Below are 17,498 nucleotides of genomic sequence, written 5' to 3' on the forward strand. Positions count from 1 at the left end.
TAAGTGTATTATTCCATTTGCAAAAATTCTTATCATACATTTGAACCTTCCCTAAATTAGTAGGAATTGCTACTCTATCTTTTCTGTAAATGTCCAAGGAAAACCAGTGACGTTCTCAATGCAAAACAACCGACAGAATATCATTTTTGCATTATTAATCGCGCTTGCCTGTTCAACAACTACGGACCATGTCCACGCCAAATATGTCACCATATCCAAAGCCCCTAAAAGCTTTCTAAATAAAACGCAACAAGCTCAGTTCCACCACCGCTGGTTACGTGAATTTCATTCCTACAATAAAAATAAATCAAAGCGCGTTCGGAACTGGTACCAAAATCTGATGGCTCAAAAATCGAGTGACACAGTCAAGGAACTCAAATCTCTCTATGCCCTGGCAGGTCGTAATGTGAAGTATAAAACAGAGCGCAAAGACTATTGGTCAACTCCAGGAGAAACCATCGCCCGTGGATACGGAGATTGTGATGATTATGCGCATGTTTACCTCACATCGGCAGCTTTACTGGGCTACGATCAGCGCGACCTCTGGATGGTTGCGGGGACATTTTACGGGCGATACGGCCCGGTTGGCCATGCGGTTGCAGTTGTCGAAACAAAGTCGGGCGATCAATACGTACTCGACAACCTCTATCAACGGGTCATTTCCGAAGAACAACATCACAGCTTCAAACCCAGTTATGAAATCAATATGGAAGAACAAGCTGCGTTTGTCAGCGTAAATACGCAATTTCATGATGCTTTCTGACTCTACTTAGCAACATCATTTTCTCTTTAACTCATGCCAAAGCGATAAAATGAAAAAGTCCATCCCTAGCAACTTAATAATCACGGCTCTTTTTCTGACTTTGGGTCTTTCTTTGTGTTCGCAACTTTCACAGGCCGAAGCACAAGACAATACGCTAGAAAGAATCAAAGAAACTAACAGCTTTGTCATTGGCTATCGCAATGAAAAACACCCCTTCTCCAATGTCACGGCAGCAGGTGACGTAGAAGGTTATTCGATCGACCTTTGTAACGGTATATACGAAAAGTTGAAACATGACCTTGATCAACCGGATCTTGAATTAAAAATGGTTGAAGTGACAGCCGATAACCGCTTTGACTATGTACAAGATGGGAAGGTGGACATTGTTTGCGGCACGACATCCTGGACATTCAAGCGTCAAGAGAAGGTAGGATTTAGCCTCTTAACCTATGTCACAGGTGCTGAAATGCTCGTGAAAGATGATAGTCGGATCAGAAGTCTTAAAAGCCTCAAAGGGAAAAAGGCTGGTATAATCTATGGTACTCTCACTGCCGACACCATCGCCAAACGCGTAGAACGTGACCAACTTGACATTGAACTCGTTACTTACAAGCATCCCAAGACAGGTATTGAAGCACTAGAGAACGGAGAGATTGATGCTTACATAGCTGATCGTATCATCTTAATCGGTTTACTTGATGCAGCAGATGCTCCGAATGACCTTAAGCTGGTCAATCGCTTTTATACTTACGATCCCTACGCCTTAATGTTCGCACGTCAGTCATTAGACTTCAAACTCCTTGTCGACCGTTATCTGGCCGGTCTTTACCGCAGTGAAAAATCCCTGGAACTCTTTAACAAATGGTTCTCGCATATGGGAATTCGTTCCAATGAAAATATCCTTCGCGCCATGTTCAAATTACAAAGTATTCCTGAATAGGCCTTACAAATCTTGACCAAAAAATAAATTTTCCAACACAAATCGAATTAAAAAGAGTACACTCAAGAATTGAGAAAGAGCTGTTTGCAAGGCACCGGAGTGTATAACTTGAAGTTTTTGCCCCTGGTTTTCTTCATTCTATCCTGTCCATTTGTAGCTGCAGCTACACCGTTGAAGCTGGCCTTTCCTGAAAGCTACGCCCCCATGGTCTGGACTGAAGACGGGCAGATGAAAGGCGTTGTTATTGACGTTCTTAATACAGTTCTCAGAAACAAACTGAATATAGAGACCCAATACGATGGATACCCCTGGTCTCGCGCCCAAGTGAACGTCAAAAAAGGGATCGCAGACGCTTTTGTCACCATACCAATACCAGAACGGCTTAAATACACTGCCTGCAGCAAGGAACCTGTTTTTTCCGGTGACATTGTCATTTACACCTATGTAGATCACCCTCAACGCGATCAAATCTTGGCAATCAAGTCAGCCCAGGATCTTATGAAGTTTGTCCTGGTGGATTACAGAGGAAATGGCTGGCTCAAAAGCAAACTTCCAGATGCAAAAGTTGTCTGGACAGACACACTGGAACAAACCTACAAGCTACTCGCGAACAAACGCGCAGATATTATTGTCCGGGACACTGTCAACTTCGATTACTTCGCACGAGATAACCACTATACAAACCGCATCGAAAAAACATCCGTGGTTGTCGACACAATCAATATTCATCTATGCATCAACAAGAAATCAAAATACACAAACATACTGCCGGACTTTGATCGCGCCATTAAAGACCTCCACAGCCAAGGAACCATCAACGCTATTATTGATAGCTATACCAAACCATCCGTTCCCTTAAATTAGCAATATCCGTCAACAAAATAACGCTACATATGATCAAAATATCATCGCAGTAGTTGTATTTTAATTAAGTATTTCTTATCAAAATTATATCACTGTGATGCCATTAGGATTTAAGACTAAAGCTTAGAACTAACGGCAAAATATTTTCCACTATCAATAGATGCTCAGATCATAGGATCATATGACCAGGCCATTGGAACAAGGACATAAGACAGGTGACACCCTTCTCTCTGAGCAAGAGCAGAAAGCATCATCCCCTGATGCTTTTGCTATTTTCAATAAACGTGGCCTGCTGATCAATTATAGCCACGATCTGCAGCAAGTGCTTCACCCTTCAGATAAGTCACTAGACAAAATCATAGAACCGAATATCCCTATCTCCTCATTTATGGACAGAATTGTTGCTGATGCCGGGCGACATTTAACGGAAAGCCAACGAATTTCCTGGCGCAAAGACTTACGGGATTATGAAAACGGCAAGCTGACGAGCATTAACCTGGCTGGTTTGGGAAACTTAAGAATTACCAGCACAAGACACACGCTTCATGATGGTGCGATACTCTATACCTTCAGAGCATCGCCACTCTTGCCACGCACATCACACGAAGCTCAAAAAGTTGCTGAACAAGTTTTATCTGCACTGGAAGACATCAGTGTCGGCTTCATCCTCTACGATGAACAAGGCAAACTCGTATTTTGTAATGCCCGCCATAGAGAACTCTACCCTGAAGTCGCTCACATGTTTCAATCTGGTGTTGATCGTCAGGAAATACTCAACGCTTATTGGGACAAGATAGGCGATAAAGCGTCTGCCATTGATAAAGGAGCCAAATGGAACCGGGATGGCCTTTCACCACGCGGAGATAAAGAACGGCAACTTCCAAATGGTCGGTGGATTCAAATCAGCGAGTTGGAAAGTAAAGCCGGTGGCATTGTTGCGGTAAGAACTGAAATCACAGACCTCAAAGCTCATCAATCCGTTCTCTTTAAAGTCAATGAACGGCTGTTGGAACAGGCACAAGAACTGGAAGATACTTCGAAGGCAGCCAAGAAGGCAACAGAAGCCAAATCAAGCTTTCTCTCAACCATGAGCCATGAAATTCGAACGCCCTTAAATGGCGTTATCGGCATGGCACAGCTGTTAAGGGACTCAGACCTTAACAATGATCAGAAAACCCAACTGGACATTATTATAACCTCAGGCCTCAGCCTTCTTGAAATCATCAATGATATTCTGGACATGAGCAAGATCGAAACCGGCAACGTAGAGCTGGAACATACAGCTTTTGACCTGCAGGAAATGATCGAAACAGTCACAACGCCTCTCCTCTCCCTTGCGGAAGACAACGGGCTTTACCTCACCACAAATATTACAGAAACTTGCCCACAACACATCAAGACAGACAGTACAAAGTTACGGCAAATCCTGACAAACCTATTGAGCAATGCCATTAAATTCACCCTAAGTGGCGGGGTTACACTATCTGTTGAAAAGCTCTCATTCGATGATCCTCGTTGTCGTGATTTCATGTCCATGAAAAGTAAAACCACACGACAACAAAATATCCTGATTATAAGCGTCAGAGATACTGGAACAGGCATTGCCGAAGACAGAATAGAGTCAATATTTCAATCCTTTACCCAAGAAGACAACACCATCACTCGTAAGTTTGGCGGCACTGGACTTGGTCTGGCGATTGTGAAAAATTTGGCAGAAATGCTGGGGGGAAAGATCAGAGTATCAAGTAAACTCAATATTGGCAGTGAGTTCGAGCTTATTTTCCCCGTCTATACACCAAATAGCGAAGAAATCACCCTGCTGGAAGAACAGCATATACCGCTGGATGAGCTGAATTGTCCGCCTCTCGACATTCTGGTTGCCGAAGACAATATGGTCAATGCGACCATCGCAAAAGCTTTCCTTGAAAAATTTGGCCACCATCCAACCATCGTTATAAACGGACAACAAGCGGTTGATGCCCTGAACCATAACAGTTTTGATCTGATTTTTATGGATATTCACATGCCGCAAATGGACGGCATGGAAGCCACCTCGATCATACGTGAAGGGGAAAGGCAACCGGATATACCTATTATCGGCCTGACAGCCGAAGCCTTTCGAGAACGTCATGCCCATTTCAAGGAAATAGGTATGAACGATGTCTTGTCAAAACCCTTTACTGAACAACAACTAAAAGGCACTATCGTTAAATATATGGACACAATCAATCAGCAAAGAAAAACTGATCCATCAAGACCTTCGCAGTTTTCGTCTCGCACAAAAGAAACTGTGAAAGAAGAGTTCACAGAAGAGGTTTCGCCGAACATGACAAGTACCCCAGATGAAACAGGCATGCCAATCGGCTCCGAAGAGGAATATGATCTCATGAAATCGCAAATAGGCGACGAGGTCTTGGCTGAGTTAATCGGAATGGCACCGGATACGATAAACACCCAAATAGACAAATTAAAAGAAGGCGTGTCATCAGCTGACAGCGAGTTAATTTACCTCGCCGCACATACAATCAAAGGATCAGCCAGTTCCATGTTTGCACCCCGTTTGGCAGAACAGGCAAAAACCATGGAAAGCCATTCAAAAGATATGACTGCTGCAGGCAACTATTTACCAACGCTTCAGCAAACAGCCGAAGAGACAATTAACTGGTGGAACAATAAACTTAACGCATAAGAAATGACCCTTATCAAAAGTGTCAGATCTATCAGCACGACAATCATACCTGTACAAAATCGGTATCTTTAATTTGCGCCGGCCAAAAAGCGTCTGGTGTGAGAAGGCACTAGAGGATCCTCAGTTGGAACAGATGGACATCTGTCTTCTGCTCCAACCAATTTAGATACAGCTAAAAAAACTGTATGCTTTTAATGTAACTTTCCCTCCGGAAATTGGTTTTTGGGAAATTGGCCTTTAGAGAGTTCATCTCGGGCAAGTCGGTTTTGATCTGAATGGTGGCGAAAAGATACATGCTCCTCGGGGAAAACCTCATTCAGTACAGATCCCAAGCGCCTTGATTTCTCCAGTAACTCTTCCAAACCAGGCCAATACCCTGCTCGGTCAAGTGTCAGTCGCCCAGCTGTTTCCATCGCCAAGGTATTTTCGGTTCTCGCGGCCTGTATCAACCACAACGAATTTAGCTCGGTCACGCAGATTTGCTGACGACAGATTTCACAACAAGATACAATAAACTCAAACGATGCCTTTCGTTCGTTTCGTATCGTCCGGATAAAAGCAGCCGTTGCGTTGACCACCCACGCCCCATCATAGGGACCCAACTCTTTTTCCCCCAAAGCAAAGGCCTTTTCCCAAGCCAAAGAAGCAGGATCGGCATAGGATTGGCAATAAAAACGTAGCAACTCCAGAACCAATAGCTCTGACGATTGAAAACGGTAATTACTCAATGGATAACTTTTAGATCTTTGCGACCAGTTGCCGTAATCTGGTGTTTTTGAACAGGTCATTCTCTTCACTTTCCAGCTCAAGTCCGATAGAGGAAATAATGCGCAGTTTCCGTCACATCATTATGCTCTGTCTGATCAAGCCTTATGTTTTAAAATGTCCTGACGTTTTTCTTTTGAGACGACCATTCTTGTGTGGCCAATCTTGCATGTAAGCACCGGGATTATTGAAAATCCATAGACCGGGGTCAAGAGAAGTAATTCAAAATAAATCAAACAATACCAATAAGCTAAAAGATTTAGATTTGTCATATATAATATAATCTTAACTATTTGGCGCTATTCTGTCCGTAATAATAAATACGAACAGGTACACCGTGTTCATTTCTTTAGTCAGTGAATGAAGCCGTCTCAAGAAATGCACATCACAGTTTCTGGAATAATAATAACAAGCCAGATTGCAAACCTGACAAGGGTTTAGGTTGTTACAAAAAATGAATAATTCAACGGTATCACATGTGATGATACCGTCAAAAACAGAACACCACTGCCATTGTAAAAACAGGCAGCTTCAGCAGCAGAACTGGATCACCTATGGCTGATTTGGTTTCTCCTGAATGGCAAAAGCTTTGTGCAACCCAATTACCGATCCCTGTTCTTTATGTGGATGATGACACTTCTTTTGTCGAAGAAGTCAAAGAAGCTCTCGAGCCTTTGGGGTATAAAATAACCTCAGTCCCCTCGGCAAAAGACGCATCTGAATTTCAAAGCCTGTCACCTGCATTTCTGGTTATTGTCAATCACACATTACCTGATAGTCCCGGTATAGATCTTATCAAACGACTACTGGCTCTCAGCCCTCAACTGCAGACCGTCTTTATTACGTCCCAAGAAACAGAGTATCAGGCCGCTGAAGCTCTACGGGCGGGCGTGACCTGCTATATTAACAAAGACCCCAAAGTTGTTTTCTTTGATGTCTTGCCAGCAATCCTTGAACGTACCTTGCTTCGCGCCGAGACAGCAAAAAGACAACAAGAACTGGAAACTGAAGTTCGGCAATCACAGCTTCGTCTATCACAAGCCGTTACTCTTTCTGAGCTTGGATTTTGGGAATGGGATGAAAAAAGGAACACTGCCCTATACTATTCGCCAGAACTCTTGAAAATTTATGAAATGGATGCCAGCCAGGTTGAATTGGGTTCCTGGACAGCAAATAAAGATCTAAAACACCTTCACCCGGAAGACTATGAAAACTACCGCTACAAGTCCCATTTTCATGATGGCATATCAGACCGTTTTGATGTGGAATTCAGGATAATCAAAAAGGATGGGTCTATTGCACACCTGCGTGAAATCGGGCAGGCAATTCGTAACGACAAAGGAAATATTATCAGGTCCTATGGCACCGTTCAGGATATTACCCAAATCAAGACGACTGAACAAACTCTGCAACTAGCTCTGAGCGAAGCAGAAAAAGCGAACAGAACCAAAGCGTCTTTTTTGGCAACGATGAGCCACGAACTGCGAACGCCCCTAAACGCTATATTGGGATTCAGTGAGATTCTGACAGGGGAGCATTTCGGCCCTCTCGGGTCAGAAAAATATATGCACTATGCGCAGGATATACATAATTCCGGCAGTCATCTGCTAAATCTCATTAGCAGTATTCTCGAAGTATCCTCTGCTGAAGCAGGTCAGCTTGAGATAAAAAAGGAACGCCTGCAGCTTTGCCAACTCATCAAAGACTGCTTTGAAGAAGCTGCGCCAACCCTTACAAAGGCAGAGATATACACAGAGATCTTGACCCCCAAAAATACGACCATCATAAACGCAGATGCCAGAGCACTTAGACAAATATTATTTAATTTACTCACGAACGCTGCCAAGTTTACCCCCAAGAATGGTACTGTAACAATTACGCTTGACGAAGTAGCGGTTGAACAAACACATCAGTCTTCAGAAAATGTACCCGAACAGGATAGACAAAAGGCTACTATCCAAAAGCACGCACATATATCTATTGCAGATAGTGGCATCGGGATGGACCAAACAGATTTGTCCAAACTACAGCAACCCTTTACCAGAATGAACACCGATCCTCACCTGTCACAAGAAGGGATGGGGCTGGGACTCGCAATTGTGAAATCTTTGATCGAAGCTCACAATGGTATCATGGAAATCGAAAGTTATCCTGAACAGGGAACAACTGTGCACCTCTACCTTCCCCTTTAAAATTTCTCATTCCCAAGACTTTAAATAGCTAAATCAAAACCTTATGAATGCTTGCCAGCCAAAAAGCATTCATAAGGCATCGAAGAAAATAACAATTAATAGTATAAATTCCTAATCAAATGACTTACTCTGTCATCAAAAGAGCACCAATAAAATTAAAGACGGTGCCACTAGTCATCAGGGAAATAAAACATGGCCGATACTTCCAAAGGGAACACTGCACCCAATAGCACCCAGGATCCGACAATCAAGGATAATGCCCGGGTAAAAAAAAGAAACCCTAACTGGCCGGATGTTTACAGTCTTTCGCCAGCTGTTATTCCCGAAATTTTAAAAGCCGGGATGTCCGATTTCTTGAATTCAATCCGCTATGGCCTGTTCTTTGGCGGGATCTATGCTGTTGGCGGTTGGGTACTGATCATTCTCTTGCTGGAGCTTGAGCTGCCCTATCTCGTCTATCCACTTGCTATTGGCTTTGCCCTTATTGCCCCCTTTATCGCCAGTGGATTTTATTTCATCAGCCACCAGTTGGAAGAAAACAAGCCCCTTAGTTGGGGGCGCGCTTTTGGTGTCGTCAAATCGATGTTTAATCGAGATCTCGGTTGGATGGCTCTGGTGACCGGATTTTCACTTTTCATCTGGCTCGATATGGCAGCCTTTATCACCCTCAGCTTTTTTGGATTTAAACTTTTCAGCATGGCTGAACTGATTGACCTGATCTTTACAACGGAAAAGGGATTATTATTCCTGTTTGTCGGGCATATCGTCGGCGCAATCATTGCCCTGATTGTTTTTTCCTTTTCAGTGATTTCCTTTCCCATGCTTTATCACCGCGACATTGACTTTGTGACCGCCATGGTGACATCAGTCAGATTGGTCAAAAACAATCCGCAGACAATGATCCTTTGGTGTATCACCATCGCAGTGCTGACCGTTGCTTCCATTCTCGCTGGTTTGTTAGGATTGTTTGTAACCTTACCACTTCTGGGGCATGCAACCTGGCATCTATACAAACGTGCCGTAGGTCCTCAACCTAATGCTACATAAATCTAACATATACTATCTGTTAGATAAGCAACAGAAACACCGGTTATTTTGTTCGGTTTATCATTAGAATAAAATATTTACAGGAAAATATCTGTAAAACCACCCCGTTTTAACACTGCGTTAATTGCCGGGGGCTAAACTTTTTAACGAATAAGGGGTGTTGCCGTAACGTTAGAGTTACATAAATAATAAAGGAAAATATTCCTAAATCTGATATTTATGTCTATGTTATATACGATATCAAGTTTGAAAATAGAACGCCTCCCCCTATATATAAACTTCGGGGTACCGACTTTGGGACGAATTTAACCATGGCAATTGCCGCAACAGACGAACGCCTTCACAAAGAACTAGAAAAACTTGTCCTCTATGTAGAACGCTTGCGCCAGGAACTTGCCGATGCCATGCGCAAAAAAGGGGACCGGACAGATTTTGAGAACATGTCCGTCCAGCTTGATGCACTTGTAAAAAACACAGAAGAAGCATCAAATGGCATTCTGAAGTCTTCCGAAGAAATTTTGGATGCTGCTGAAAAGCTTCGTGAAAACAACAGCGAGGAAGATCGTAATAAACTCTGTGATCAAATTGTTGCCAACGCCACCAATAACCTCGAAGCCTGTAGCTTTCAGGACATAACCGGACAGCGTGTCACCAAGATTTTGCGATCAATGCAGTTTGTCGAAGACAGGGTGAGCAACATGGCTGAAATCTACGGCGAAGCAGCCATTCAAACACTGGGCTTGGAAATTTCGGCAAAAGAAACACCAAGTGAAGAAGTTGCCATGGACGGGCCTGCGATAGAAGTCGAAGAAGCTATCTCTCAGGATGAAATTGATGCTCTTTTTGACTAGAGCATGATTAATCTGTTCGCGACAGAAAGTTCCGTTCTGCGCAGCGGATATCTATGTAACAAAACCATCCCATGTCTTAGTTAAATAACAAAGTCCCAGTTGAATAACAAAAAACCTTCCAAGCCAGAGAAACAATCCCCAGGCCTGAAAGGTTTTCCTTAGCACATAATCGCTCTATGACATTCAGGACAGAACGACCTACTCAGCAGCAACTTTATCCTGTGTCTTCAGGTCAAAGTCGCTGGCGTGGTGACGTTCATGCAGCTGTGTATCCAAATCACCCCATGTACGGTTGACCATTCTGCCACGTTGCACTGCGTCACGTTTATCGATTTCCTTGGCCCAGCGCATCACGTTGGTATAGCTTTCGGCATCAAGGAATTCAGCAGCATCATAACTTCTGTTCAAGACCACAGATCCATACCATGGCCATATCGCAATATCAGCAATGGTATAGTCATCACCACACATATATTTGTTATTGCTCAAGTGGCGATCCAACACATCAAGTTGACGCTTCACTTCCATCGTGAAGCGATCGATACAGTATTCCATTTTGAAGGGTGCATAGGCATAGAAGTGACCAAAGCCGCCGCCAAGGTACGGTGCGCTCCCCATCTGCCAGAAAAGCCATGACAGGCATTCTGTGCGCTTAACAGGGTCCTTTGGTAAAAAGGCATCAAATTTTTCAGCCAAGTACAGTAAAATTGAACCTGATTCAAAAACTTTGATCGGCGTGTCAGGGCCATTATCCAGCAAAGCAGGAATTTTCGAGTTCGGATTAATATCAACAAAACCGCTGGAGAACTGATCGCCGTCACCAATTTTGATCAAGTAAGCATCATATTCAGCCCCTTTATGCCCCTGGCTCAAAAGCTCTTCCAACATAATCGTGACTTTGACACCGTTTGGGGTCGCCAAAGAATAAAGCTGTAACGGATTATCACCAACCGGTAGGGTTTTATCATGTGTCGGGCCAGCGACAGGGCGATTGATACTGGCCCATTCGCCACCATTCTCACTATCCCATTTCCATACTTTTGGGGGTGTATAGTCGGCGGGATAATTATCGGGGGTATTCGCAGGATTACTCATAAAAATTCCTTACCTGATCTCTTTTAGCTGGACGATGTAACTCAAGATACTGGTTACAAAAGATTATAGGCCAAGCACTCCCCTTGCTCTTAATCATTTCGGAGTTGCTTGATCGTTCATATGTCACTTAGAGATTGGTTGTGCTTTTTCAAGAACAGCTGCCAACTATAATACAATGGGTAAAGAAAATTGTACGCCCGGTAATACATATAACGGGTAATACTTTCAGCCAGCGTAATTCATAAAAAGGTCTAACAGTGACTCTCCTTTTAACATTCGCATAAATACGCTAGATCATCATATAAGATTGTTAAGCCCACCTACCGAGGACATAACTTGAAACTCTTTATATCCGATTTGGACTTTACTCTATTGGACACCGTCGGGGATCTGCCCAAGAGCTCAGTTGAACGGCTCAACAGCCTGATTGAACGAGGCGTGAATTTTACAGTCGCAACAGCCCGGGCGACCCCCTCCATAAAACACCTTATGGAAGAGGTTAATCTCAAACTACCGATTATCGAACTGAACGGCGCCATTATCAGGGATCTAAAAACGGACCATATTCTGGATCACAAAGGTTTAGGGCTAAACAATGCCATCCGGGCGTTTGATTGCTTTCAGGAACTTGGTCTGATCCCTTATGTGTCTGGCCTCAAAGACGATGACAATCCGCTTTATTATCCAGAGCTGAAAAACAAAGGCATGCAATGGTTCCATGACGAGAAAGTCATTCGTCGTGACCCGCGACTGAGCGAGCTACCGTCCAACCTTTTCAACTCCTTAGCAGATTCAAACCCGCAGGACCATAACCTCCAATCACAGCCCCTATTGGATGATGTGCTCTGTTTTGTATATTTGGGAAGCAAAGAAGAAATTTTTGCCATTAAAAGCCTGATCGAAGAAAAGCTCCCTCACCTTCTGATCATTCTTTACCCAAACCACTATATCGGCGGCTGGGAAATCATAGTGTCCGCCCCTGAAGCCAACAAAGGTTTCGCAGTAAAGTCTCTCCTCGGTCACATCAAGGACCGCCACAACCTAACCATCAAAGAAACCACCGCCTTTGGTGACAGTTCCAATGATCTGGATATGCTCCGTAGCGTCCATACGCCAATTGCCGTCGCCAACGCCAGCGAAGAGATCAAAGCCCAAGCCCACAAAATCATCGGCCACCACAACGAAGAATCTGTGCTGAGCTATATAGAAGCACTGCATAAGTAAAAATTATCTTCAACAAAGATGTAATCACAATCATTAGGAAGCCTTTGGAACGATTCTTTTCCCAGCTCACTGAACAATACGTTACAAACACATTAAATCAGGGTCGACTTGCGGTAAAAAAACTTAAACTTTTATTAGCCATAATATGACTTTTTGATGATAACGACATCTTAGAGGCTGCCAAATTTTAAGCCACACACATTCCAAAATTCAGAGAATTCAATAACTTTCACGGCGAACCCTCCTGAAACATACCCCCCCTCTATCCCGCAGAAAATGTCGGTTTTATGACATGCACTTTCTGCATATCCGAGTTGTAGGATTGCCACTCGTAAAAAATAATCAGTGAGATTATATCTCTGGTCATCGGACGAACACGAACTTATCGCGAAGCGTCTAAACTTTATTTATCTACTGTTTAGGAGTTAAAACAATGGCTACAGTAACATTCACAGAAACACTTCCTGTAAACCCAACTGCAACTTATGCAGAGCGTATTGGTTTTGCACTTGGTAACCTTTTTGTTTCCGCGATTGAAGCCATTGAAAATTTCAAGCTTCGCAGAGAAACACTTATCGCTCTGGAAAACTGCAGCGATGCAACTCTTGAAGACATCGGTCTGGCACGTTGCGATATCGCAGGTATCGTTTCTAAAATCTAATAGATTTAGCTGACCGTGTTCATAGAAGGCTCGCTTTAAAAACTACCCTCCCATAGTTTTTAAAGCTTGTAGCTTTCTCGATGAAAAGACCTCAAAGAGCAATCTTTGGGGTCTTTTTTTATGGCCAAGATATTCTCTTATTATGGTCGCTCATTGTCGGCTAACTGTTGTCAGCTAACTGGCGACTTTTTGGGTTAGCTGAGCTCTTATTCAGAACTGTTCAGGCGCTTCACGGAATAGAGCATAATGATATTCACAAAATCATCGTCATCCGAAAGCGGTAAAAACATAATTTCCTCGTGGAAAAATTTCCCTATTTTGTCTTCATCAACCGTGTGATCATAGATGAATGATTTACACTCACAGACGTAGCGATAATTTTCTTCGACCTCTTCCCAGCTATCCCCGTAGAAATGTTCCTTCACCGGCTTTCCCGTGGGATCTTTCTTTCGCAGTTCCACCGCTTCGGTTCCGGCCAGTCGATAAAAAAGTTCACCCGTTTCACGGTCTTTTTCGACAAGGGTAATACCAGAAAGGAAACTTTTAATATCCAGCGGATCAAAATCCTTGCGTCCCGGCATTGTGCGTCCCTGCTTGCGCGCGCAGTACTCCTGATAGAACGCCGCTATTTTTGGATCGCATTTATCCAGAAAACTCTCGTCATAGATCTTATTACGCGGGTACATCAATTCGAACATAAAGCTTTCTTCCAGATCGCAGGCAAGCATTTGTGACGTAAATCATTATTACGTTTAATTATTATTGTTTCGTAAAATTTTGGGTCATGACAACTGCGATAACGGCTGGAAATCGGTCAATCGACAAAAATTAGCGACGTAACCCAAAACCGGGAAATCAATTCCAACAACAGTTTTACTTATTAGTATTGCGCAAACTGCTGTACAGAAAACAACATGATCATATTAACAATATTATCATCATTTGAAAGTGGTACGAACAGAGTTTCGTCATGAATAATTTTATTCGATTTATCAGCATCATTGGTATGGTCATACAGAAACGTTTTATACTTGCTCACATATCTGTAATTTTCTTCTACCTCTTCTGCAATTACCCCATAAAATTCATCGCGAATACTTTTACCAGTAGGGTCTTTTCCCCTGATTTCAACCTCTTTGGTCCCGACCAAACGATAGATAAAATCATTGGTTTCCGGCTTCACATCAACCAATGTCAGGCTCGGCAGAAACTCTTTCATTTCAAGGGGATCAAAATCTGCTCGGGAAGGCATTGATTTTCCCTGCTTTTTTGCACAGTAAAACTCATAAAACCTCAAGATATTAGTATGACAGACGTCGAGAAAAGACTCATCATAGATTTTATCTTTCTTATGCCTGAGTTCCATCATACCACCTGATTATTTCACGTCCTACTTGCTTATAACTTCATTTACCAGAAACTAAGATTCACAGAAAATTAAGTCATCATTACTCAGATATAGGGAAACATAAACAAGCACAAGTCCCCTGCCCCGGATCGCTTTCAATCTCTAACCGTCCCCCATGAAGTTCTATAAATGATTTAACCAATGGCAAGCCTAGCCCGGTTCCATTATCAGTGTTTGTAGAAACATCGCCAACTTGCTGGAAAGGAATGAGCGCAAGGCCCAGATCAGCCTTGTTCATACCGATACCTGTATCCTTGACACCAATAACTTTTCGGTTTTGTTCGTCGTGGGTAAAAAACAAAACGACTTCCCCACCTTCGGGCGTATATTTACAGGCATTGGAAAGCAAATTGACGACCATTTGCTTGGTCATTCTGGAATCAGCATAGAGGGATGCGTTTCTATCGTTAACGTCAATAGCTATTGTTACACCACGGGTAACAGCCAACCCCTTCATCAAGCGTGCACTTTCATGCAAAAGTTCAGTCACATCAATTGGCTCACGATCCAGTTCCATTTTACCGGCTTCGACTTTTGCCAAATCCAGAATGTCATTGATAATCGCTAATAGATGCTGACCACTTTCATGTATTAAAAAGGGATATTCTTCGTACCTATCATTTCCGATATCCCCAAAAATCTTTTCTGTCATCATTGACGAAAAACCAATGATTGCATTCAAAGGTGTTCGCAGTTCGTGGCTCATCATGGCCAGGAATTCACTTTTGCTGCGATTTGCCTGCTCGGCAAGTACCTGCGCTTTCAACGCGTCAGCATGCGACTGTTCCATAGCCTTGGCTGCTTTGGCCAATTGTTTATTGGCCTGAGACATCTCGTCCCGGAATTTCTTTTCTACCGTGATATCCCGACGCAGATTAACAAAGCCAACCCCGGGAATACGCATTTCATTTACCACATGCCACCCCACCCCCGTGTCTTGTTCAAAGGGGCCATCATGGGGATTGTGCAAACGATCCAGACGTTTTTGTAAATAGGCTTCCGGATCAGATTGACAAAGGGGATCCGTGATAACCCCCGGCGCTTCCATCGTTATGCGAATAACATCCAGATAATGCTTGCCCACAAGTTCTTCGAGCGGTGGCATATATGAAAAGATCTTGCGATAAGCCTTGTTAAAATACATCAAACGATCATCAACATCATAGATAATCATCGCATCCGGCATATGTTCGACAGCCAGACGTAACAGCGCACCAACCTTTAACATCTTTTGTTCGTGGGATATCGGCGTCAGGGAAACAAGCTGTTGCACAACTCCTGCTATTTCAAGGCTGCCAGACGAAACACGACAAAAAATCGACTGTCCATTAGCATGCCGTAAGGTTACCTCATCTTTGACAAGAGCCCATAAATTCCCGGTTTTTGTTGAACAGGGTGAGAAATCAATTAATTCATCAGGAGCCAAAGCGAGCAACTCATCACGTGAATAACCAAGCATTTCAGTCGCGCGATCATTCACGTCAAGAAGGGACAGGCAATCATCAGAAAGCACCAGGATGGCTGCTTCCACCCTGTCTTCCTTACGTGTTTGGGATAGCCCCCCCTGATCAGGTCCCTTGATTTCTACTGACATACTTTAAACCTACTCACCTCTGTCAGCATCTGACATTGTGGTTCCTCCGAATTTATCAGAGAAATCACAATATAACACATCCTGTCCAGACAACTAGCCGTGAATAGACTCTAGGTAAAACAAGCTAAACAACTCTTAATTTTTAAATGATCAGGGCTTACAAACCCAAGTTTTGGGGTTCCGGGCCTATTATTGACACCTGACCAAGGAGATTTCAGCTTGCTGGAAAGATGTGCAGTTACAAAAGAAATATTTAATCTTTTCCCCATAAGCTTTGATGTCACCGATAAGGCACGCAAACCTATTCCTGTTAAATGATTAGGGTTTTCAATGATCTCGATCCTTAAAGATGCCCACAAAGCGAACATGCACAATCACCCTCTCGTGTGTAATTCCCGATTTACTGCCCAGTTTACTGCCCTATTTATTGGTCGGTTACTGTTTACGACTGGTATCATGCTGATGGCCAGTTTTAGTCCTGCAGTTTCATCTGTTCCGGAAAGTAAGGAACCTGTCAGGGTTATTATCAATAACTGGACCAGCCAGATCGTTATGGCAAAAATCTATGGTAAAACGCTTCAATCCAAGGGTTATACTGTAGAATACAAGGAACTAACGACAAAGGATCAGTGGGCCAGGCTTCATCGCGGCCTGGAACATGTACAGGTCGAAGTCTGGCAGGGCACCATGGCTGAAGACCTGCAACGAGTGCAGAAAAAGGGACAAATTGTTGTTGCTGGTGATCACGCAGCCAAAACCCGTGAAGAATGGTGGTACCCCAGCTATGTAGAGAAAGTCTGCCCCGGCTTGCCCGATTGGAAAGCCTTGAAAAAATGTGCCGCCCTCTTTTCCCATAGTTCAACAGCCCCTCAGGGAAGGTATGTCGCAGGGCCATGGGAAAAACCGGAAAAAGCACGTATAAGAGCCTTAGAGATGGACTTTACAGTCGCCCCGGTTACTAAAGCAGACGACTTGTGGATCGAGTTGGATAAGTCCTACAAAAAACAAGAACCTATTGTGCTTTTCAACTGGAGTCCGAATTGGGTGGAAGATCGCTTTGACGGGAAGTTTGTTGAGTTCCCGGATTATGCTGAAGAATGTGAAAATGATCCTGCCTGGGGCATTAACCCCAAGCGTGTTCATGATTGCGGCAATCCAAAAGACGGGTGGCTCAAAAAAGTTGCATGGATAAAAATGGAAAAAAACTGGCCCTGTGCGTTTGCCATCCTCAGTGATATGAATTTTACTAATGCCATGATCAGTCAGGTTTCTGCGCTAGTCGATGCAGACGGTTTGAACCACGATCAAGCCGCAGACAAATGGATTGAGGAAAATCAGGCGTTGCAAGCCACTTGGGGAAACAAAGCCTGTTTCGACAGTTAAGGAATACACCTAGAGAATAATT

General features: G+C 43.4%; 15 protein-coding genes. 10 read left to right on the forward strand and 5 right to left on the reverse strand.

The features are described 5' to 3' along the window. The first annotated feature begins 106 nt into the window (after positions 1 to 106). From BKB51_RS03375 to BKB51_RS03390, 4 genes are all read left to right on the forward strand, one after another. Complete coding sequence (locus tag BKB51_RS03375) at positions 107 to 763, forward strand: transglutaminase-like domain-containing protein (RefSeq protein WP_125911772.1); 657 nt, start codon at positions 107 to 109, stop codon at positions 761 to 763. 49 nt (positions 764 to 812) lie between these two features. Further along, a complete protein-coding gene (locus BKB51_RS03380; protein WP_085899677.1) occupies positions 813 to 1,703 on the forward strand; it encodes an amino acid ABC transporter substrate-binding protein in 891 nt (296 codons plus the stop codon). Between the two features lie 108 nt (positions 1,704 to 1,811). Further along, entirely contained in the window at positions 1,812 to 2,567 is a 756-nt protein-coding gene (locus tag BKB51_RS03385; protein WP_085899678.1) for a substrate-binding periplasmic protein, read from the forward strand. A gap of 181 nt (positions 2,568 to 2,748) precedes the next feature. Further along, positions 2,749 to 5,256, forward strand: coding sequence for an ATP-binding protein (locus BKB51_RS03390; protein WP_085899679.1), 2,508 nt, complete (start codon positions 2,749 to 2,751; stop codon positions 5,254 to 5,256). Positions 5,257 to 5,447: 191 nt separating this feature from the next. Here BKB51_RS03390 and BKB51_RS03395 read toward each other — a convergent pair whose 3' ends face one another. Next, entirely contained in the window at positions 5,448 to 6,044 is a 597-nt protein-coding gene (locus BKB51_RS03395; RefSeq protein ID WP_085899680.1) for a hypothetical protein, read from the reverse strand. 531 nt (positions 6,045 to 6,575) lie between these two features. On the opposite strand from BKB51_RS03395, the gene BKB51_RS03400 reads away from it, so the two are divergent. The 3 genes from BKB51_RS03400 (at position 6,576) to BKB51_RS03410 (ending at position 10,111) form a co-directional block, all read left to right on the forward strand. Beyond that, a complete protein-coding gene (locus tag BKB51_RS03400; protein ID WP_085899681.1) occupies positions 6,576 to 8,213 on the forward strand; it encodes a hybrid sensor histidine kinase/response regulator in 1,638 nt (545 codons plus the stop codon). Between the two features lie 192 nt (positions 8,214 to 8,405). Next, positions 8,406 to 9,260 (forward strand): DUF2189 domain-containing protein, encoded by an 855-nt coding sequence (locus BKB51_RS03405; RefSeq protein WP_085899682.1) that lies wholly within the window; start codon positions 8,406 to 8,408, stop codon positions 9,258 to 9,260. Positions 9,261 to 9,571: 311 nt separating this feature from the next. Next, positions 9,572 to 10,111, forward strand: coding sequence for a hypothetical protein (locus BKB51_RS03410; protein ID WP_085899683.1), 540 nt, complete (start codon positions 9,572 to 9,574; stop codon positions 10,109 to 10,111). A gap of 198 nt (positions 10,112 to 10,309) precedes the next feature. On the opposite strand, the gene yghU is transcribed toward BKB51_RS03410, so the two are convergent. Beyond that, the gene (gene yghU / locus BKB51_RS03415) at positions 10,310 to 11,206 is read right to left on the reverse strand and encodes a glutathione-dependent disulfide-bond oxidoreductase (protein ID WP_085899684.1); all 897 of its coding nucleotides are present in this window, start codon (positions 11,204 to 11,206) and stop codon (positions 10,310 to 10,312) included. Between the two features lie 336 nt (positions 11,207 to 11,542). Between yghU and BKB51_RS03420 the strand changes: the two genes are divergently transcribed. Together BKB51_RS03420 and BKB51_RS03425 are read left to right on the forward strand one after the other, a co-directional pair. Beyond that, a complete protein-coding gene (locus tag BKB51_RS03420; RefSeq protein ID WP_158090129.1) occupies positions 11,543 to 12,430 on the forward strand; it encodes an HAD hydrolase family protein in 888 nt (295 codons plus the stop codon). A gap of 433 nt (positions 12,431 to 12,863) precedes the next feature. After that, entirely contained in the window at positions 12,864 to 13,091 is a 228-nt protein-coding gene (locus BKB51_RS03425) for a YjiS-like domain-containing protein (RefSeq protein WP_085899686.1), read from the forward strand. Positions 13,092 to 13,297: 206 nt separating this feature from the next. Here BKB51_RS03425 and BKB51_RS03430 read toward each other — a convergent pair whose 3' ends face one another. The 3 genes from BKB51_RS03430 to BKB51_RS03440 all read right to left on the reverse strand — a co-directional run bounded on the left by BKB51_RS03430 (position 13,298) and on the right by BKB51_RS03440 (position 16,093). Next, positions 13,298 to 13,819 carry a PAS domain-containing protein gene (locus tag BKB51_RS03430; RefSeq protein WP_085899687.1) on the reverse strand — a complete coding sequence of 174 codons (522 nt, stop codon included), beginning with the start codon at positions 13,817 to 13,819 and terminating at the stop codon, positions 13,298 to 13,300. Positions 13,820 to 13,971: 152 nt separating this feature from the next. Next, entirely contained in the window at positions 13,972 to 14,460 is a 489-nt protein-coding gene (locus tag BKB51_RS03435; RefSeq protein WP_085899688.1) for a PAS domain-containing protein, read from the reverse strand. A 79-nt stretch (positions 14,461 to 14,539) separates the two neighbouring features. Further along, positions 14,540 to 16,093: a PAS domain-containing sensor histidine kinase gene (locus BKB51_RS03440; RefSeq protein WP_085899689.1), complete on the reverse strand. Its 1,554-nt coding sequence runs from the start codon at positions 16,091 to 16,093 to the stop codon at positions 14,540 to 14,542. Between the two features lie 330 nt (positions 16,094 to 16,423). Here BKB51_RS03440 and BKB51_RS03445 point away from each other — a divergent pair, with 330 nt between their 5' ends. Further along, a complete protein-coding gene (locus BKB51_RS03445; RefSeq protein WP_218043941.1) occupies positions 16,424 to 17,476 on the forward strand; it encodes an ABC transporter substrate-binding protein in 1,053 nt (350 codons plus the stop codon). Positions 17,477 to 17,498: the final 22 nt, after the last annotated feature.

Source organism: Kiloniella majae (assembly GCF_002118315.1).
In the GTDB taxonomy this organism is placed as follows: domain Bacteria; phylum Pseudomonadota; class Alphaproteobacteria; order Kiloniellales; family Kiloniellaceae; genus Kiloniella; species Kiloniella majae.